At 54.5% G+C, this 19,800-nt stretch carries 17 protein-coding genes; 9 read left to right on the top strand and 8 right to left on the bottom strand.

What is annotated here, in order from left to right:
* Positions 1-35 precede the first annotated feature (35 nt).
* From BFG58_RS01790 to pdeR, 5 genes are all read left to right on the top strand, one after another.
* Complete coding sequence (locus BFG58_RS01790) at positions 36-3,131, top strand: multidrug efflux RND transporter permease subunit (RefSeq protein WP_069719645.1); 3,096 nt, start codon at positions 36-38, stop codon at positions 3,129-3,131.
* A 270-nt stretch (positions 3,132-3,401) separates the two neighbouring features.
* Positions 3,402-4,190 (top strand): enoyl-ACP reductase FabI, encoded by a 789-nt coding sequence (gene fabI, locus BFG58_RS01785; protein WP_003856831.1) that lies wholly within the window; start codon positions 3,402-3,404, stop codon positions 4,188-4,190.
* A gap of 154 nt (positions 4,191-4,344) precedes the next feature.
* Positions 4,345-5,331 carry a CMD domain-containing protein gene (locus BFG58_RS01780; RefSeq protein WP_069719060.1) on the top strand — a complete coding sequence of 329 codons (987 nt, stop codon included), beginning with the start codon at positions 4,345-4,347 and terminating at the stop codon, positions 5,329-5,331.
* A gap of 88 nt (positions 5,332-5,419) precedes the next feature.
* Complete coding sequence (locus BFG58_RS01775; RefSeq protein ID WP_032647557.1) at positions 5,420-7,354, top strand: exoribonuclease II; 1,935 nt, start codon at positions 5,420-5,422, stop codon at positions 7,352-7,354.
* Between the two features lie 323 nt (positions 7,355-7,677).
* Complete coding sequence (gene pdeR / locus BFG58_RS01770) at positions 7,678-9,669, top strand: cyclic di-GMP phosphodiesterase (RefSeq protein ID WP_045908882.1); 1,992 nt, start codon at positions 7,678-7,680, stop codon at positions 9,667-9,669.
* Here the strand turns inward: pdeR and BFG58_RS01765 are convergent.
* Entirely contained in the window at positions 9,666-10,535 is an 870-nt protein-coding gene (locus BFG58_RS01765) for a crotonase/enoyl-CoA hydratase family protein (RefSeq protein ID WP_032674921.1), read from the bottom strand. The genes pdeR and BFG58_RS01765 overlap by 4 nt on opposite strands.
* Before the next feature lie 193 nt (positions 10,536-10,728).
* Here BFG58_RS01765 and BFG58_RS01760 point away from each other — a divergent pair, with 193 nt between their 5' ends.
* From BFG58_RS01760 to osmB, 3 genes are all read left to right on the top strand, one after another.
* Positions 10,729-10,911 carry a hypothetical protein gene (locus BFG58_RS01760; protein ID WP_045908883.1) on the top strand — a complete coding sequence of 61 codons (183 nt, stop codon included), beginning with the start codon at positions 10,729-10,731 and terminating at the stop codon, positions 10,909-10,911.
* A gap of 44 nt (positions 10,912-10,955) precedes the next feature.
* On the top strand, positions 10,956-11,708 hold the full coding sequence (locus tag BFG58_RS01755; RefSeq protein ID WP_045908884.1) for a DNA-binding transcriptional regulator YciT: 753 nt from the start codon (positions 10,956-10,958) through the stop codon (positions 11,706-11,708).
* Between the two features lie 260 nt (positions 11,709-11,968).
* Complete coding sequence (gene osmB / locus BFG58_RS01750; protein ID WP_008501216.1) at positions 11,969-12,187, top strand: osmotically-inducible lipoprotein OsmB; 219 nt, start codon at positions 11,969-11,971, stop codon at positions 12,185-12,187.
* 105 nt (positions 12,188-12,292) lie between these two features.
* Here the strand turns inward: osmB and yciH are convergent, their stop codons facing one another.
* The 5 genes from yciH to pgpB all read right to left on the bottom strand — a co-directional run bounded on the left by yciH (position 12,293) and on the right by pgpB (position 15,942).
* The gene (yciH, locus tag BFG58_RS01745; protein ID WP_045908885.1) at positions 12,293-12,619 is read right to left on the bottom strand and encodes a stress response translation initiation inhibitor YciH; all 327 of its coding nucleotides are present in this window, start codon (positions 12,617-12,619) and stop codon (positions 12,293-12,295) included.
* Entirely contained in the window at positions 12,619-13,356 is a 738-nt protein-coding gene (gene pyrF / locus BFG58_RS01740; RefSeq protein WP_045908886.1) for an orotidine-5'-phosphate decarboxylase, read from the bottom strand. The genes yciH and pyrF overlap by 1 nt, the downstream gene beginning before the upstream one ends.
* 185 nt (positions 13,357-13,541) lie before the next feature.
* Positions 13,542-14,711 carry a lipopolysaccharide assembly protein LapB gene (gene lapB / locus BFG58_RS01735; protein ID WP_063621868.1) on the bottom strand — a complete coding sequence of 390 codons (1,170 nt, stop codon included), beginning with the start codon at positions 14,709-14,711 and terminating at the stop codon, positions 13,542-13,544.
* Between the two features lie 6 nt (positions 14,712-14,717).
* Positions 14,718-15,026 carry a LapA family protein gene (locus BFG58_RS01730; protein WP_008501212.1) on the bottom strand — a complete coding sequence of 103 codons (309 nt, stop codon included), beginning with the start codon at positions 15,024-15,026 and terminating at the stop codon, positions 14,718-14,720.
* A gap of 148 nt (positions 15,027-15,174) precedes the next feature.
* Positions 15,175-15,942, bottom strand: a complete 768-nt coding sequence (gene pgpB / locus BFG58_RS01725) for a phosphatidylglycerophosphatase B (RefSeq protein WP_048029766.1) — start codon at positions 15,940-15,942, stop codon at positions 15,175-15,177.
* A 197-nt stretch (positions 15,943-16,139) separates the two neighbouring features.
* Here pgpB and ribA point away from each other — a divergent pair, with 197 nt between their 5' ends.
* Positions 16,140-16,730 carry a GTP cyclohydrolase II gene (gene ribA, locus BFG58_RS01720; RefSeq protein WP_008501210.1) on the top strand — a complete coding sequence of 197 codons (591 nt, stop codon included), beginning with the start codon at positions 16,140-16,142 and terminating at the stop codon, positions 16,728-16,730.
* A gap of 35 nt (positions 16,731-16,765) precedes the next feature.
* Here the strand turns inward: ribA and acnA are convergent, their stop codons facing one another.
* A complete protein-coding gene (gene acnA / locus BFG58_RS01715; RefSeq protein WP_032674926.1) occupies positions 16,766-19,441 on the bottom strand; it encodes an aconitate hydratase AcnA in 2,676 nt (891 codons plus the stop codon).
* Positions 19,442-19,602: 161 nt separating this feature from the next.
* Positions 19,603-19,701: a small membrane protein YmiC gene (ymiC, locus tag BFG58_RS24225; protein WP_069719644.1), complete on the bottom strand. Its 99-nt coding sequence runs from the start codon at positions 19,699-19,701 to the stop codon at positions 19,603-19,605.
* Between the last annotated feature and the right edge of the window lie 99 nt (positions 19,702-19,800).

Raw genomic sequence — 19,800 nt, 5'->3', positions numbered from 1 at the left:
GTCTCTGCCTCACTCTTTTGCACAAAAATAACCCAATGCCTCATTTTTTTATCGAACGTCCCATTTTCGCCTGGGTTGTGGCGCTGTTTATCGTCCTGACGGGTCTCCTGTCTATTCCTCGTTTGCCGGTTGCGCAGTATCCGGCGGTGGCTCCGCCAGGCATTATTATTTCCGTCAGTTACCCGGGGGCCAGCCCCGATATCATGAATACGTCGGTGATATCGTTAATCGAGCGCGAAATCTCTGGCGTAGATAATTTGCTCTATTTCGAATCATCCAGCGACACAACCGGTTCGGCATCGATTACCGTCACGTTTAAACCCGGCACGGACATCAAGCTGGCACAGATGGATCTGCAGAATCAGATAAAGATCGTCGAGCCTCGTCTTCCTCAGGCGGTAAGACAAAACGGCATTAACGTGGAGGCCGCTAATTCCGGATTTTTAATGATGGTGGGGCTGAAGTCCACCAGCGGTCAATTCGAGGAAGCCGACTTAAGCGACTATTTTGCCCGAAACGTCAGTGACGAGCTTCGTCGCGTGCCCGGCGTAGGGAAAGTTCAGCTGTTTGGCGGCGAAAAAGCGCTGCGTATCTGGCTGGATCCGATGAAGCTCCACAGCTACGGCCTTTCGGTGAGCGATGTGCTTACTGCTGTTGGCCAGCAAAATGCCCTGGTTTCGCCCGGCAAAACGGGAGATGAGCCAGCATCTGCGGGACAAGGCGTAACATATCCCATCACCGTGAAGGGGCAACTCACTTCGGTAGAGGCGTTCAGAAACATTACCCTGAAATCAGATGCATCGGGCGCGAGGCTGAAACTGTCCGACGTCGCGCGCGTTGAGTCCGGCCTGCAAAGTTACGCTTTCGGTATCCGCGAAAATGGCGTGCCCGCAACGGCTGCGGCAATCCAGCTCTCGCCGGGTGCCAACGCAATGAGTACGGCTTCAGGCGTACGCGCGCGCATCGACGAGCTTTCCCAGGTATTACCGGAAGGAATGACGTTTACGGTTCCCTTCGATACCGCGCCGTTTGTGAAACTGTCTATCATGAAGGTGGTTCAGACCTTTGTAGAAGCGATGGTCCTGGTCTTCCTGGTGATGCTTCTGTTTCTGCATAAGATACGCTGTACGCTTATCCCGGCGATTGTTGCTCCCGTCGCACTTCTTGGCACCTTCACGGTGATGTTATTAAGCGGATACTCCATCAATATTCTGACGATGTTCGGCATGGTGCTGGCGATAGGGATTATCGTTGATGATGCCATTGTGGTTGTGGAGAACGTCGAACGACTGATGGCGGAAAAAAGCCTCTCGCCACGGGACGCTACCCGGCAGGCCATGCAGGAGATCACCCCGGCGATTATCGGGATCACTCTGGTGCTCACTGCCGTCTTTATCCCCATGGGGTTTGCTGAGGGTTCGGTCGGGATTATCTATCGACAATTTTGTATTTCTATGGCGGTCTCCATACTGCTGTCCGCGTTTCTAGCCCTGACACTAACGCCTGCCCTGTGCGCCACGTTACTCAAGCCGCACAAGGCAGGAAAGAGCGGAAGTGGAAGGTTCGCGGCCAGGTTTAACGCGCGCTTCCGTTTGCTCACCATCTGTTACGAAGCCGGGCTGGGTGCCGTTCTGAAGCGAACCGGGCGTATGCTGCTCCTGTACGTTGCGCTTTGCACAGCGCTGTTTGTTGGATTGTCTTCGCTACCGTCGTCCTTTCTGCCGGATGAAGATCAGGGCTACTTTATGTCCTCTATCCAGCTGCCTTCTGATGCCACGATGCAGCGCACCCTCAACGTGGTTAAAAAATTTGAAGCGGAAATTGCGGCCCGGCCGGACATTGAAAGCAACATTATGATCCTGGGGTTTGGTTTTTCAGGTTCAGGACCGAATTCGGCCATGGCCTTCACCACGCTGAAGGACTGGAAAAATCGGCAGGGCTCGACGGCTCAGGATGAAGCCGACCACATACAGGCCAGCATGACGAACGTCACTGATGCCGTCACAATGAGCCTGCTCCCGCCGGCCATTTCGGATCTGGGCACCACCTCGGGCTTCACCTGGTACGTTCAGGACAGAGCGGGAGCGGGCTATGAGGCTCTGAAGAGGGCCGCCGACGCGCTGGTTCTGCAGGCTAATCAACGCCCTGAACTCAGTGATGTCTATATAGACGGTCTGCCGGAAGGAACCAGCCTTGCGCTTCTGGTTGACCGGGAAAAGGCGGAAGCGATGGGCGTCTCATTCGATGAAATCAACCAGACGCTTTCCGTCACCCTGGGCTCAAATTACGTCAACGACTATACGAACAACGGCCGCGTTCAACAGGTGATTATGCAGGCCGATGCCCCCTACCGAATGCAGCCTGAGCAGATACTGAAACTATCAGTGAAAAACCGGATGGGTGAGATGGTGCCGGTATCAACGTTTGCGACGATCTCCTGGAAGGTTGCGCCGCAGCAGTTGACGCGATACCAGGGTTATTCTGCTATACGGATTACCGGAAGTGCGGCGTCAGGCGTATCCAGCGGCACCGCAATGAAGATCATGGAGGGTTTGTCCAGGAGCCTGCCTCAGGGCATGGCGGGTGAGTGGGCCGGGAGTTCGTTGCAGGAGAAAAAATCGGAATCCCAGCTTCCGGGCCTGATCGCCCTGTCGATACTGGTCGTGTTTATGGTGCTCGCCGCCCTGTATGAGAGCTGGTCTATTCCTTTTGCGGTCATGCTGGTTGTTCCACTGGGCCTTATCGGGGCGGTGATAGCGGTGTTTGTTGCCGGCATGACCAATGACGTGTTCTTTAAGGTCGGTCTGATTACGCTTATCGGCCTGTCGGCCAAGAACGCCATTCTGATTGTGGAGTTTGCCAGGCAGCTGCATCGCGAAGGGCAACCCCTGCTGGCGGCGACCATTCATGCCGCCAGTCAGCGCCTGCGCCCCATTCTGATGACATCGTTAGCCTTTACCTTAGGGGTTGTTCCTCTGATGCTGGCCAGTGGTGCAAGCGACAGTACGCAGCATGCCATCGGTACCGGCGTATTTGGCGGCATGATTAGCGGTACGCTTCTCGCGATCTTCTTCGTACCGATTTTCTTTATCGTTATTGCGCGCTTCATCAGCAACATCAGGAAAGCGTGAACACCCTTGCGGGATCGCGCCTCCTCGCTGGTTGGATGAGGCGAAGCTGTTGCCGGGTGATATACTGGACGAATGCTGAAATTTCGCGCCCCCGCGTGTCCGCGACGCATTCTTCGGGACATGCGACTTCGGAGAAGTGCGAGAAATATCGTGACACAAGGGGCTGTGAGTGGGCTATAATTTCGAGCTAATTTCGAATGATTTTGAAATACTGCCTGTAACGCTATGAATTACAAGGCAAAATAAGCAATGAATATAAGGATTAAAGCTATGGGTTTTCTTTCCGGTAAGCGCATTCTGGTGACTGGCGTTGCCAGCAAACTGTCCATCGCATACGGCATCGCACAGGCAATGCATCGCGAAGGCGCTGAGCTGGCGTTCACCTACCAGAACGACAAGCTGAAAGGCCGTGTTGAAGAGTTTGCCGCGCAGCTGGGTTCCAGCATTGTTCTGGAATGTGACGTTGCACAAGACGAAAGCATCGACGGCATGTTTGCTGAACTGGCAAAAGCATGGCCGAAATTCGACGGTTTCGTTCACTCCATCGGCTTCGCTCCTGGCGACCAGCTGGACGGCGACTACGTGAACGCGGTAACCCGTGATGGCTTCAAAATCGCGCACGACATCAGCTCCTACAGCTTCGTTGCGATGGCGAAATCCTGCCGCGCGATGCTGAACCCGGGCGCAGCCCTGCTGACCCTGTCCTACCTGGGCGCTGAACGTGCTATCCCTAACTACAACGTTATGGGTCTGGCTAAAGCGTCTCTGGAAGCCAACGTACGCTACATGGCGAACGCAATGGGTCCTGAAGGCGTGCGTGTTAACGCCATCTCTGCGGGTCCTATCCGCACCCTTGCCGCTTCCGGTATTAAAGATTTCCGTAAAATGCTGGCACACTGCGAAGCGGTTACCCCGATTCGTCGTACCGTTACCATTGAAGATGTGGGTAACTCTGCAGCATTCCTGTGCTCTGACCTTTCCGCAGGTATCTCCGGCGAAGTGGTTCACGTTGACGGCGGCTTCAACATCGCTGCAATGAACGAGCTGGAAATTAAATAAGTTGTGACTCTCTTCCCGCCCGGGAAGAGAGTATTTCCCCCCGCGTCACCCCTTCGTTATTCCGTTCTGCTATTTGTTATCACCTAACAATATTTTTCCCTTTATCTGCCTTACGCCAGGATATTGATCGCCATTTTGAGATCAAGGAACGCACATGGAACAACGCCGTTTTTCCGGCAAAGGCCACTGGTATCATGAAACCCAGTCAAACCACGCGCAGACGGATGTTCTGCCCCTGGTGCCCGAAGCCGCTAACGTCGACGATCGTTTTTTGCTCGATTTAGCCCTGCCTGATGAGATTGTCGCCGCCTGTTCTGGCTGGCTTACTCCTGCCAGAGCCTTATGCCACCAGCTGTTTCCACTCTCAATTCCCGTGAACCGACTGCATACGCTCAGCGCTTACGATCGGCTCAGTACCGCATTAACGGTCGCACAGGCCTGCGGCGTTCAGCGGCTCTGTAACCACTACGCCGCCCTCCTCGCCCCGCTTCCCGGCCCGGACTCCTCGCGCGAAAGCAACCGCCGCCTGGCGCAAATCACCCAGTATGCCCGCCAGCTCGCCAGCTCACCTGATGTCATTGATGATAAAGCCCGAAACCAGCTTGATGAGGTGGGCCTGTCCACGTACGACATCGTGGTAATTAACCAGATTATCGGCTTTATCGGTTTTCAGGCGCGCGTGGTCGCGATTTTTCAGGCGCTATTGGGACACCCTGTTCGCTGGTTGCCGGGGCATCATATTCAGCCGCACACGCTTCCCGCGAGCCACGATGCGTGGATGCCGCTTTTACCCGTCGTCGAGCTGCGCTACGCGAATGCGCATCAGCTGGAGTCCCTGTCCCGCTGGCAGTCCGAACCCGCGCTCGAGGCGTTGACGCCGGTGCTTTGTCATGAGCCGACGCTGCTCGACCTGACCGGAGAAATCCTGTTAAACAGCCGCGCGGAGATCCCGCAGACCTCCCCCGCACTTTCGGCAGCGGTCGAACTGCTGACCCGCTCTCCGGACCGCTTCAGCGCCGCGCAGTTTACCCCGCTCACGGATCAAGGACTCCAGGGCGAATATGCCATCACGCTGCTTACCCAAAGTGCGTTTGATGGCTGGCTCAATCGTCTGAAAGTGGCGTTTGGTAAAGAGGAATAACCACACTCATTACCCAAAGACCGCTTGCTGAGACAGTGAGAATCGCGTAAAACTGTCAGCCGCTCAATGGCTACGAAAATAGAACATTATGTTTCAGGACAACCCGCTGCTAGCGCAGCTTAAACAGCAACTGCATTCCCAGACGCCGCGTGCAGAAGGGGTCGTAAAAGCCACGGAAAAGGGCTTTGGCTTCCTTGAAGTTGACGCGCAGAAAAGCTACTTCATTCCGCCACCGCAGATGAAGAAAGTGATGCATGGCGATCGCGTCATGGCCGTCATTCATACCGAGAAGGATCGCGAGTCCGCCGAACCGGAAGAACTGATCGAACCGTTCCTGACCCGTTTTGTGGGTAAGGTGCAGCGAAAAGACGATCGTCTTTCTATCGTGCCGGATCATCCTCTGCTGAAAGATGCCATTCCCTGCCGCGCCGCCCGTGGTGTTGAGCATGATTTTAAAGAAGGTGACTGGGCCGTAGCAGAAATGCGCCGTCATCCTCTGAAAGGCGATCGCGGTTTCTATGCGGAACTGACCCAGTTCATTACCTTTGGCGCCGATCATTTCGTGCCATGGTGGGTCACGCTGGCACGCCACAATCTTGAAAAAGAAGCGCCGAACGGCGTGGCAACCGAGATGCAGGACGAAGGTCTGACGCGTCGCGATCTTACCGCGCTGGAGTTTGTCACCATCGACAGCGCCAGCACCGAAGATATGGACGATGCGCTCTACGCTGAAGAGAGTGCCGACGGCAAACTGCACCTGACCGTTGCCATTGCCGATCCCACCGCCTGGATTGTTGAAGGCAGTAAGCTTGACGAAACGGCGAAAATCCGTGCGTTCACGAACTACCTGCCGGGCTTCAACATCCCAATGCTGCCGCGCGAATTGTCAGACGATCTCTGCTCGCTGCGTCCGAATGAAGTGCGTCCGGTCCTTGCCTGCCGCATGACCATTGCTGCGGATGGCGCGATTGAAGACGATATCGAGTTCTTTGCCGCCACCATCGAGTCGAAAGCCAAGCTGGCCTACGATAACGTCTCCGACTGGCTGGAAAATACCGGTAGCTGGAAACCTGAATCAGACGCCATTGCCGCGCAGATCCGTCTGCTGCATCGCATCTGTCTGAACCGCGGCGAGTGGCGTCAAACCCATGCGCTGGTGTTCAAAGATCGCCCGGATTATCGCTTTGTTCTGGGTGAGAAAGGCGAAGTGCTGGATATCGTGGCCGAACCGCGACGCATTGCGAACCGCATCGTTGAAGAGGCGATGATCTCCGCCAACATCTGTGCCGCACGCGTGCTGCGCGACAAGCTGGGCTTTGGCATTTACAACGTTCATACCGGCTTTGATCCGGCGAATACCGAAGCGCTGGCAGCCCTGCTGAAGAATCACGACGTGCACGTCGATCCGGAAGAAGTGCTCACGCTGCCGGGCTTCTGCAAGCTTCGCCGCGAACTGGACGCGCAGCCATCGGGCTTCCTGGACAGCCGCATTCGTCGCTTCCAGTCCTTCGCAGAAATCAGCACTGAGCCTGGCCCGCACTTTGGTCTCGGCCTCGAAGCCTACGCGACCTGGACGTCACCGATCCGTAAGTATGGCGATATGGTTAACCACCGTTTGCTGAAAGCGATTATCAAAGGCGAAACCGTTGCCCGTCCTCAGGAGGACACCACGCTGCAGATGGCCGATCGCCGTCGTCTGAACCGCATGGCGGAACGTGACGTTGGCGACTGGCTGTACGCACGCTTCCTGCAGGATAAAGCCGGTACGGATACCCGTTTCGCCGCAGAAATCATCGATATCAGCCGCGGAGGGATGCGCGTCCGTCTGGTCGATAACGGTGCTGTCGCGTTTATTCCTGCGCCATTCCTGCATGCTGTGCGCGATGAAATGGTCTGTAGTCAGGAAAACGGTACGGTGCAAATTAAAGGTGAAACAGTTTACAAAGTCACCGACGTGATTGACGTCACCATTGCTGAAGTCCGTATGGAAACCCGCAGTATTATCGCGCGTCCTGTCGCCTGATAACCTGTTCAATTGTCGGTCATTTCCTTTCCGGAAGGGCCGACAATTTTTCTTTTTACCCCCGCCACAAAAGCATTATTTTTTCTTACTATTTTCAGTCTCCCATCGCCCAAATTCGCCATAATTATCTACAGTAAAAGAGTGTCGTTATATTCGGTTACGTGAATTTTTATACGTTCAGTATCCTTTTTAACCTGACTCGTTTTATTATCAGAAATCAGGGAAAAACAATAAGTTCACTTCGGTTTTACCGCTGTTTCTCAACGGAAAAGTCGACTGCAAATGAATAATTTGTGCGCTAATGAACAGCTGCGGGAGAAAACATGATGGACGATCTGGAGCAGAATTTGCTGTTTCGCTACATGGGGACTCACAGCCCATGGTGGCGTTTGTCAGCTGACAGCAATGCTCTGCACCTTGCCGCCAGTGAAAATGCCGATGTCACTCAGGTGATTGCGCTGGACGACGATCAGGCCGACCTTATCCGTCACTTAACCGTGATTACCTCCAGCATTTCCATGACGCTCTCGTTATTCGGGGAAGACCTCCCGGTTCACCTTGTTGGGCGGAAAATTACGCGTAACGAGTGGGCCGGTACCGCTTCCGCCTGGCATGATACCCCCTCCGTGGCGCGCGACCTGGCTCAGGGACTCTCTTTCGCGGAACAGGTCGTTTCAGAGGCTAACTCCGTCATTGTGATCCTCGATCAGAACGGCAATATTCAGCGCTTTAACCGACTAAGCGAAGAATATACCGGCCTGAAAGAGCAGGAAGTGATTGGCCAGAACGTGTTTAAGCTGTTTATGAGCCGCAGCGAAGCGGCAGCCTCAAAGCGCAATATTTCCGGTTTCTTCCGCAACGGCAGTTCCTACGAAGTCGAGCGCTGGATCAAAACGCGTAAAGGGCAACGACTGTTTCTGTTCAGAAACAAATTCGTTCACAGCGGCAGCGGTAAAAATGAAATTTTCCTTATCTGTTCCGGTACCGATATTACCGAGGAACGCCGCGCTCAGGAACGGCTGCGCGTGCTGGCCAATACCGATACCATCACTGGCTTGCCAAACCGCAATGCAATCCATGACCTGATTTCTGACGCCATCACTCACCGCGGCGACACGCAGGTTGGCGTGGTGTATCTCGATCTGGACAACTTTAAAAAGGTCAACGACGCTTACGGGCATATGTTTGGCGATCAGCTGTTACAGGCTGTCGCGCTCGCCATTTTGAGTTGTCTGGATGAGGAACAGGTGCTGGCACGACTTGGCGGTGATGAGTTTATCGTCATGGCCACCAATACCTCTCAGGGCTCTCTGGAAGCGATGGCGTCGCGCATTTTAACCCGCCTGCGCCAGCCGTTCCGAATCGGTCTGATTGAAATTTACACCGGCTGTTCCCTGGGCATCGCCCTCGCCCCGCAGCATGGCAACGACCGGGAAAGCGTCATTCGCAACGCCGATACCGCCATGTACACCGCCAAAGAGAACGGCCGGGGCAAGTTCTGCGTCTTCTCGCCTGAGATGAACCAACGCGTGTTTGAGTATCTCTGGCTGGATACCAACCTGCGTAAAGCGCTGGATAACGATCAGCTCCTGATCCACTACCAGCCAAAAATCACCTGGCGCGGCGAGGTCAGAAGCCTGGAAGCGCTGGTCCGCTGGCAATCACCTGAACGCGGTTTGATCCCACCGCTGGAGTTTATCTCTTATGCCGAGGAGTCGGGGTTGATCGTGCCGCTAGGCCGCTGGGTGATGCTCGATGTGGTTCGCCAGGTGGCAAAATGGCGCGATAAGGGAATAAACCTGCGCGTGGCCGTGAACGTCTCTGCGCGTCAGCTGGCCGACCAGACTATCTTTAGCGACTTAAAGCAGGCGCTGAAGGATCTGAACTTTGAATACTGCCCGGTGGACGTCGAATTAACCGAAAGCTGTCTTATCGAGAACGAAGAGCTGGCGCTCTCCGTGATCCAGCAGTTCAGCCGGCTGGGGGCGCAAATTCATCTCGACGATTTTGGTACCGGCTACTCTTCCCTTTCGCAGCTGGCCCGCTTCCCCATAGACGCCATAAAACTCGATCAATCGTTTGTCAGGGATATTCATAAGCAGTCCATCTCCCAGTCACTGGTGCGCGCCATCGTTGCGGTGGCGCAGGCGCTAAACCTGCAGGTGATTGCCGAAGGGGTCGAAAATGCGAAAGAAGACGCCTTTCTGACCAAGAACGGCGTCAACGAACGGCAGGGTTTTCTGTTTGCTAAGCCGATGCCCGCTGCCGCATTCGAGCGATGGCTAAAACGCTATCAGGCGCGAAAACAGCATTAACTGGCTTTACGCAAGCCCGCCGCGTGATGGCGGTTTTGCAGCATCACCAGACGCTCCATATAGGCGATATCTTTCGGTTCAAGGCAGAAAGCCGCGTCTACCCAGTCCTCCGTGATGTCCATCAGTTCACTGCGCGGCAATTGCAGAACGCGCGTCCGGGCGCGCAGCATCGCCCTCACGCCATTCAGTTTTGGCCGTAGCGTGTCGATGAAGGTTCGGGTGGAGACATAGCTTTGTCCGGGTTCAAACAGGAGATCCACCAGGCCGTGCTGTTCGTACCATTCCGCCGTATGGGATTCCCCTTTGTAGATGAGCTCCTCTGCCAGCTTCATGCCTGAACGGCGTGCAACAAGGGAATATCCCCCCATGCCCGGAAACAGGTTAAAGGCAATTTCGGGGAAACCTAAACGGGCATCGCGCTGAGCCAGAACGAAATGGTGCGCAAGAGCGGCCTCAAACCCGCCCCCTAACGCGCTGCCTTCAACCATGGCCAGAGAGATGGCCCCCGTATCAAATCCCCGCGAGGCCGCATGCACGCAATCAACGCAGGCGCGCGCATAGGCCCGTAACGCTTCACGTCGACCGTGCTGAATGCACTCAACGAAGAACTGCAGGTCACCGCCCGCGTTATACATTTCGGGAACCAGCGATCCGGTCACCCAAAAATCAACCGCAAAACCAGACTGGCGGACGAGCCATGAAAAATTCATGATCTCCTCTATCAACGCATGGTTGAAGCAAGGCCGTGGCTGAGCCCGTAACATCATCCAGACGGTATGTCGCTCCGCCTCGTAATACCCTGACAGCTGGGTGAACCGTTCAGTATCGGTAAACAGTGTACAGGTAGGCTGATTGATAACTGTCATAGTCTACTTCCTCCTATAAAAAAGCGCGTTGCGCGCAGTTTTAGACTAATCCACTCAATAAGCCCGCTGTATGAGGGGGAATAATTTTATCACTTCCGTTTATGTAATTTAGTTATTGCATTTTTTCCCTTCTCTTTTGAACCCAATTTCTGCATCATTGAAAATATTAACTTTTCGCGCCTGGGGTGAGATTATGTCTACGATTGACGCACAAGCTGTAGCACAACGAATTGATACCGTGCTGGATATCCTGGTGGCGGGCGATTATCACTCTGCTATCCGTAATCTTGAGATCCTGAAGTCTGAACTTCTTGCTCAGCATGGCGCTGACGCTGCGCCCGAAAACAGACAGCCAAAAGCGCCGTGGGAAGTTTAACGCCCACCGTTTCCGACCTCGTTTCGCTTTATTAAATGGATGCTATGAATTCCCGACAACAACTCATTTTGCAGATGGTCATCGATCAGGGACGCGTAAGCGTAGTCGATCTCGCGAAAACCACTGGCGTTTCTGAAGTCACCATCCGTCAGGATCTTAATCTGCTGGAAAAACAGAGCTACCTGCGTCGCGCGCACGGCTATGCCGTCCCGCTGGACAGTGATGACGTTGAGACGCGCATGATGAACAACTACGCGCTCAAACGTGAACTGGCGGAATTTGCTGCCTCCCTGGTGAACAACGGTGAGACCGTCTTTATTGAAAACGGCAGCAGTAATGCCCTTCTGGCGCGAACACTTGCCGATCAAAAAGACGTTACCATCATTACCGTCAGCAGCTATATCGCGCATCTGCTTAAAGAGACGCGCTGCGAGGTGATTCTGCTGGGCGGTATTTATCAGAAAAAAAGCGAAAGCATGGTTGGCCCGCTGACCCGTCAGTACGTCCAGCAGGTTCATTTCAGTAAGGCCTTTATCGGGATTGACGGCTGGCAGCCGGAGACAGGTTTTACCGGCCGGGATATGATGCGCTCTGACGTGGTCAATGCCGTACTGGAAAAAGAGTGCGAAGCCATTGTGCTCACCGACAGCTCTAAATTTGGTGCCGTTCATCCTTACACGATGGGTCCCGCTTCACGCTTTAGCCGTGTGATTACCGATGATCGTTTGAGCGAAGCGCATCGCAATAAACTCGAAGAGAGCGGTCTGATCGTCAATATTATTGAAACCAGCGCCTGATTTCCCTCCGCGCCCGAATTTCGGGCGCGCATGTTCTTTCTCTGAGATGATTCTTAACCCTGCTTTAAGAGTTTTTACCTGTATAACCTGCCCTAAAGTCGTAAAATTACTGTTAGCGATATAACAGGAAGTGACTATCACCTGCGTGATGAAGTAACGCCTGCGCGACCAGCTTTCACGGGGAAAAGAATTAAGTATTCGATTCGTCTATACTTAACGTGTACATCTTTCCGTGAATCGATAATTCAGGAGAAAGTATTATGACCTTAACCAGCAAAAAATTAGCCGCCGCTGTTCTGGCAATCACTGTAGCAATGTCCCTGAGCGCATGCTCTAACTGGTCTAAACGTGACCGTAACACCGCGATTGGTGCCGGTGCCGGTGCTCTCGGTGGTGCAGTATTAACGGATGGTAGTACGCTGGGTACATTAGGTGGCGCTGCTGTCGGTGGTATTATCGGTCACCAGGTTGGCAAATAATTATTATCTAAGCCTTCCTCGATATTGCGATATTTAAACGCATTTCAGGTCTGACATACGCACGTATATAACACGAGCCACGGCATTTGCCGTGGCTCATTTATTTTAGCCGCCTGCCAGTTTAACTTTCATGCCTTTGGCTTCCAGCAGTGATTTTATTAAATCACGTTTATCACCCTGGATTTCAATAACCCCGTCCTTTACGGCCCCGCCGCAGCCACACTTCTTTTTCAGCTCGGCAGCCAGCTTAGTCAGTTCTGCATCATCCAGATCAATGCCGGAGATAAGGCAGACCCCTTTCCCCTTACGTCCGCTGGTTTGACGCTGAATCCGAACGATACCGTCTCCCTTTGGACGCTCCACTTTGGCTTTCGGTTCGTCTATCCGCCCGGAATCGGTTGAGTAGACCAGACGGCTGTTGGAATCGGTCATTACGCCCCCTTGTTCAGCGATGCATTGATAGCCTTAAGCGTCTCAGCCGGGTTTGCAGACTGCGTCACCGGACGCCCGATAACCATATAGTCAACGCCCGCTGCCAGCGCCTGCTCAGGCGTCATAATGCGGCGCTGATCGCCCACATCGCTGCCCGCAGGGCGAATCCCTGGCGTGACGAGTTTAAAATCCTGGCCCAGTACTGATTTGAAACGTACCGCTTCCTGCGCGGAGCAGACAACACCATCCAGGCCGCACTGCTGCGTCAGACGGGCGAGACGTTCAGCATGTTCCGCAGGTGACAGCGTCACGCCGAGGTCGCGTAAATCACTTTCGTCCATGCTGGTCAGCACGGTGACGGCGATCAGCAGCGGCGCGTCCTTACCGAACGGCAGGAGCGCCTCACGGGCGGCGGTCATCATTCTTGCCCCACCCGACGCATGGACGTTGACCATCCATACACCCAGCTCTGCGGCTGCAGCAACGGCGTGGGCCGTGGTATTCGGAATATCATGGAATTTGAGGTCGAGGAAAACGTCAAAGCCGCGCTGTTGCAGATCGCGAACGATTTGCGGTCCAAACAGCGTGAACATCTCTTTGCCAACTTTCAGACGGCAGCCGCGAGGGTCGATACCGTCGACAAACGCCAGTGCAGCGTCACGCTTATTGTAATCAAGCGCAACAACAACAGGAGAATCCGTAATTACGCGGGAAGTGGAGGATGTAACAGACGTCATGACCAGCCCTTTTCGTCTATGGGCGCGCAGCGGCGCGGAACAGATAAACGGCCAGCATTCTACCTGCCGCCGCCGCAAATTGACAGAAGCCATTTATGTCCCTGCCAGGCTGGCAAACCGCACGGTGTTGAGAAAGTGCTAAAAGCTATCAGTATGTTGTAACTAAAATGAAGGCTTTTAAAAAATCACTGCCCGTCCAGGCCGCGGATTGGCTTGATGGTTGACCAGGCCCGGCATGAAGGACAATGCCAATAGAGGGTATAGGCGGTAAAACCACACTTCTGGCAACGGTAGCGCGGCTTGCTGCGCACCTGTTCGCCAACCATGTCGCGCAGCACCATCAGGCTCTCTTTGGCGCGCCCTTCTTCCGCGTCGTTCAGGTGGTAATCCATCAGCTTATGGAAGACCCGCATCGTCGGATGACGCTGAAGCTGTCGGGTGATATAGACCTGCGCGGTGTCGCCACCCTCATACTGCTCAACAACGTCAGCGAGCATCAGTTCCGCGGTTGCGCCGGTATTCTCTTCCACGCAGCGACGCAGGAACGCCACCCATTCTTCCTGCTTGTCCAGCTGTTGATAGCAGGTTTGCAGCATCTCCAGCGTTTCACTGACCAGCTCTTTGTCCTGATCGATAACCCGCAGCAGGCTTTCAACGGCTTTGGCGTAGTCGCCATTCGCCATAAAGACGCGCCCCATCATGATAGAGATACGGGCGCTGTTGCGGTCCGCGGCGGCACCTTTCTTCAGCAACGTCATGGCTTTATCCATGTCGTCGTTGCCCATCTGCTGAAGGGCAAGTTCACAGTAGAAATGGGCTATCTCAACGCGCTGCTTATCTTTACCCAGCTTCACCAGACGTTCGGCCGTATCAATGGCTTTTTGCCAGTCGCTGGTGGCCTGATAAATCTGCAGGAGCTGCTGCAACGCGCCGATGCGGAAATCTGTTTCATCCACCAGCTGAGCGAACATATCTTCAGCGCGATCGTATAACCCCGCGGCCATGTAATCTCGTCCCAGCTGTTGTACGGCCAGGAGTCGTTGATCGTAGGTCAGCGAGGCGCTTTCCATCAGGGTCTGGTGAATACGAATGGCGCGGTCAACCTCGCCGCGCGAGCGGAACAGGTTACCCAGGGTAAGATGCGCTTCAACGGTCCCCGTATCCTCTTTCAGCATGTCGAGGAACAGGTCCACCGCTTTGTCCTGCTGATTGCTCAGGAGGAAGTTGACCCCCGCAACGTAGTCGCGGGAGAGTCGGTTGGCCTCATCCTGTTTTGTTTGTTGCGCACTTCTGCGGCCCATATACCAGCCATAGGCTGCGGCGACAGGCAAAAGCAGAAACAACAACTCCAGCATCGTCGATTATTCCTTCACGACCGGCACGCCAGAGCTTTCCGGCATGTCGGACGCAGGCGCAATGTGATGTTCGAGTCGTTTGATTTTACGTTCTGCGCGCGCAAGCGAAACACGGACTTTTAACCAGAACAAACCGCAAACCAGCCAGCCAATGGCAAAGCCTGCAGCAAATAAGACCGCGAGCAGGCTCGACACACGGTATTCACCCTGAGCCAGCAGATAGTTAAACGTCACCTGCTGATCGTTTTGTGCACCCAATGTGACTGAAATGACAAAAATCGCCAATACCAGTAAGAAAATGAGTAAATATTTCACATTACTTCCCGTTATGTGGTTCAAGCGAATAAAGTGTGTTCAACTTACCGCAATCAGCCTTATAAACTACCATTTTAGTGACGGGCGCGAAACGGAAAAAGTGACGCGCACGTCATGGATCTATGGGCAAAATGCGGAATATCAACCGTCAGGCGTCCGTTTGGTCCCTTTCGGCTATTTCTTCTTTCTCTTCCGGCGGTGGCGTTAGCGGGCCGCAGAATCGTTCAGCCAGCCAGGTCGCCAGCATCACCAGCAGCCACGAGATGAGCGTGGCAACGACCAGATCCCGTGGCCAGTGCATCCCCAGCAGTAAGCGGCTGCCCATGACCGCCGTCGCCCAGACCAGCAGAATCACGATGGTGACCGTACGACGTCTTGGCCAAAGCAGCCCAACCCCCAGCAGCGCCCAGCTGGCGGCAAACATGGTATGGCCAGAAGGAAACGCGAACCCGGTCTCTTTCTGCCAGTGTTTTCGCAAGAATTTCGGGATATCTTGCTGTTCCGCAAGCTGTTCTTTGACCAGCGCGCCGCGATCTTTACGCTTTAAAGTGTAGAACTCATCCACCGGAACATGGTGCGTTTTTTCCAGCCAGACGACAAAAGGACGCGGCTCCTGAACGCGATCTTTCACCCAGGATTTTACGCCCTGACCGATAAGGATAGCCCCACCGAGGATAGCAAAGAGCATCAGCGCCGCGCGCAGACGAAAGCGCAGGCACCACAGAAACCAGGCGCAGAGGAGAACGTGGGTAATTATTCCCCAGGGTTGGGTGACCGTTTCCGTAATCCAGTACAACGTTTTCAGCCACGTGGTGTTCTGCCCGGGCTGCCACATCCACCCGGAAAGCCATACGGCCAAAGGCATAATCAGTAAAATGGCCGCACCTGCTGCCGTACGTCTGGCGATTGAATGCATGTCTTCTCCTTTTTCGCTAAGCGTCACAATCATAACTGAAATTTATTCACCTGGTGGAGATGTCGGATCGTGCGTTTAACGTTCATATAGCATGGTGCCCATTAGGCGAACATGCTGAGCTTGTGGCAAAATAAACTGATACAGAAAGCAAAACAGGGCACAGGCACGAAACGTGTCAGCCTACTCTGGAGAATCACATGCAGCTTAAACGTGTGGCAGAAGCCAAACTGCCAACCCCATGGGGCGATTTCCTGATGGTGGGTTTTGAAGAACTGGCAACCGGACAGGATCATGTCGCCCTGGTGTATGGCGACATTTCAGGGCAGACACCGGTGCTGTCCCGCGTCCATTCAGAGTGTCTCACCGGCGATGCGTTGTTCAGCCTGCGCTGTGATTGCGGTTTCCAGCTGGAAGCAGCCCTTTCTCATATTGCTGAAGAAGGCCGCGGCGTGCTGCTTTATCACCGTCAGGAAGGGCGTAATATTGGTTTGCTGAATAAAATTCGCGCCTACGCGCTTCAGGACCAGGGCTACGATACGGTTGAAGCGAACCATCAACTCGGTTTTGCCGCCGACGAACGTGATTTCACCCTGTGCGCCGATATGTTCAAGCTGCTGGGCGTGGACGAAGTACGTCTGCTGACCAATAACCCGAAAAAAGTGGAGATCCTGACCGAAGCCGGGATCAACATCGTTGAACGCGTACCGCTGATTGTCGGCCGTAACCCGAAAAACGCCCACTACCTTGATACCAAAGCCGCCAAAATGGGCCATCTGCTGAAAGAATGATGTAAAAAGCCCGGCACGCGTGCCGGGCTCGTTCATCAATCCAGCATCTTACGAATCACGTAATGTAAAATGCCGTCGTTCTGGTAGTAGGTCAGCTCGGTTGCCGTATCAATACGGCACCGGCAATCCAGCACCTCGGTTTTCCCGTCTGCCCGCGTTAACGTTACCGGCACCGTTTTACCCGGCTGCAGGTTTTGCAGGCCGCTAATGTCAATCTGCTCTTCCCCGGTCAGGCCCAGCGTTTTACGCGTCACGCCCTGCGGGAACTCAAGCGGCAGGATCCCCATGCCGATCAGATTCGAACGGTGAATACGTTCGAACGATTCGGCGATGACCACCCGAACGCCAAGCAGGCGCGGACCTTTCGCCGCCCAGTCGCGGCTGGAGCCGGAACCGTACTCTTTCCCGGCAATCACCGCCAGCGGCGTCCCTTCCTGTTGGTATTTAACGGCCGCATCATAGATCGACACGACTTCCGTTCCAGGCAGATGACGCGTCATGCCCCCTTCCACACCCGGCACCATTTCGTTACGAATGCGGATGTTGGCAAAGGTCCCGCGCATCATGACTTCATGGTTACCGCGGCGCGAGCCGTAAGAGTTAAAATCGCGGCGTTCGACACCCCGACTTTGCAGGTAACGGCCTGCCGGGCTATCGGCTTTGATGCTCCCCGCCGGAGAGATATGATCCGTCGTGACAGAATCCCCCAGCATGGCCAGGATACGCGCGCCATGGATATCCTTAAGCGGCGCGGGCTCGGCCTGCATCTCATCAAAGAACGGCGACAGACGAATATAGGTCGAGTCATCCTGCCAACCATAGGTATCCGAACCTGCAACATTGATGGCTTTCCATTCCGGCGTGCCTTCAAAGACTTCCGCGTACTCTTTGCGGAACATCTCGGTAGAGACCTTCTCAACGGCCAGCGCGATTTCTCGCGAGGATGGCCAGATATCTTTCAGATAGACAGGGTCATTCTTGCGATCGTGACCAATCGGATCGGTCACCAGGTTGATATTCATGTTCCCCGCGAGAGCGTATGCCACCACCAGCGGCGGCGAAGCAAGCCAGTTGGTTTTTACCAGCGGGTGAATGCGCCCTTCAAAGTTTCGGTTACCGGAAAGAACGGCGCCTACCGTCAGGTCACCCTGCTTGATCGCCGTTTCGATGGGTTCAGGCAGTGGCCCGGAGTTACCAATACAGGTCGTACAGCCATAGCCCACGAGGTTAAAGCCCAGCTCGTCCAGGTACGGCGTCAGTTTGGCCTGAGCCAGGTAATCCGACACCACTTTGGATCCCGGCGCCAGCGAGGCCTTAACCCACGGCTGAGGTTTTAACCCAAGCTCGACCGCCTTTTTAGCCAGCAGACCGGCTGCCATCAATACGCTGGGGTTGGACGTGTTGGTGCAGGAGGTAATGGCGGCAATAACAACCGCGCCATCCGGAAGCTGATACTGATGCCCGTTCAGAACATAGTCGACGGGACGATGGTCTTTCTGCGCCACGTTCACTTCCAGGGCATTGCTGGCGGCAAACGCTTTCGGCACGTCAGACAACGCAACCCGATCCTGCGGACGTTTCGGCCCTGCGAGGCTCGCTTCGACGCTTCCCATATCAAGTTCAAGCGTGCTGGTGAAAACAGGCTCATCGCCCGGATTGCGCCACATGCCCTGCGCTTTGGTGTACGCTTCCACCAGTGCGACCTGCTCTTCGCTGCGGCCGCTAAGGCGCATGTACTCCAGCGTGACGTCGTCAATGGGGAAAAAGCCGCAGGTGGCACCGTATTCCGGCGCCATATTGGCAATGGTGGCGCGGTCGGCCAGCGGCAGCGAATCCAGACCGTCACCGTAGAATTCAACAAACTTGCCCACCACGCCATGCTTACGCAGCATCTGGGTGACGGTCAGCACCAGATCGGTGGCGGTAATGCCTTCAGAAAGCTTTCCGGTCAGCTTGAAGCCCACCACATCCGGGATAAGCATGGATACCGGCTGGCCGAGCATGGCGGCTTCCGCTTCAATACCGCCGACGCCCCAGCCCAGCACGCCCAGACCGTTGATCATGGTGGTATGCGAATCCGTGCCCACCAGGGTGTCTGGATAAGCGACCCACTCTTTATCCTGCAATTCGCTCCAGACGGCTTTACCCAGATATTCAAGGTTCACCTGGTGACAAATGCCGGTGCCTGGCGGGACCACGCTAAACCGGCTGAACGCCTGCTGTCCCCACTTCAGAAATACGTAGCGCTCGTGGTTGCGCTCCATCTCCAGACGCACGTTTTCGCCAAAGGCGTCATCATCACCGAAGTGGTCAACGGTGACGGAGTGGTCAATGACGAGGTCAACCGGGGAAAGCGGGTTAACTTTAGCCGTATCCCCGCCGAGACGCTTAACGGCTTCGCGCATCGCGGCCAAATCAACCACGGCCGGAACACCGGTAAAGTCCTGCATCAGCACCCTTGCCGGGCGGTAGGCGATTTCTCTGTCGGCATGGGCCTTCTCAAGCCACCCTGCCAGCGCCTGGATATCATCGAGTGTGACAGAGTCACCGTCCTGCCAGCGCAAGAGGTTTTCCAGTAAAACTTTCAATGACTTGGGTAACCGCGAAATGTCCCCAAGCGTTCTGGCAGCCAGCGGCAGGCTGTAGTAGTGCCAGGTTTTATTTTCTGCCTGTAATGTGTCCTTACTGGCTTCGCGTAGGGTTAACGACATAAGCTCCTCCTTAATCACAGAGATGCCCTGACAATCATCAGGGCCGTAATTAAAGATAACACAAAGATGTCGTAACGTTTTGATAACAACCCAAATTGATAAATTTAGGATTGGTCCAGCGCGGGGAAACAAAAAACCCCGCCGTAGCGAGGTTTTACAATTTAGTGGAGCGCCAGCCAGATGAGCTGAATCCAGAACAGAATCGACACGGTAAAAACGCCGATCCACGACCAGTATTTGTGAGACGTCATGTTATTCATCATAGGGACACCAAGCATTATTTATAAAAATTCCGAGGTCGTTCCTCAGTGCTATATTGCTGATGTGTATTTATTAAAGAGTACAAAAGCGCAGAGTCG

The organism is Enterobacter sp. ku-bf2 (assembly GCF_001742765.1).
GTDB lineage: Bacteria > Pseudomonadota > Gammaproteobacteria > Enterobacterales > Enterobacteriaceae > Enterobacter > Enterobacter quasiroggenkampii.
This window is presented reverse-complemented; position numbering and strand designations above follow the sequence as displayed.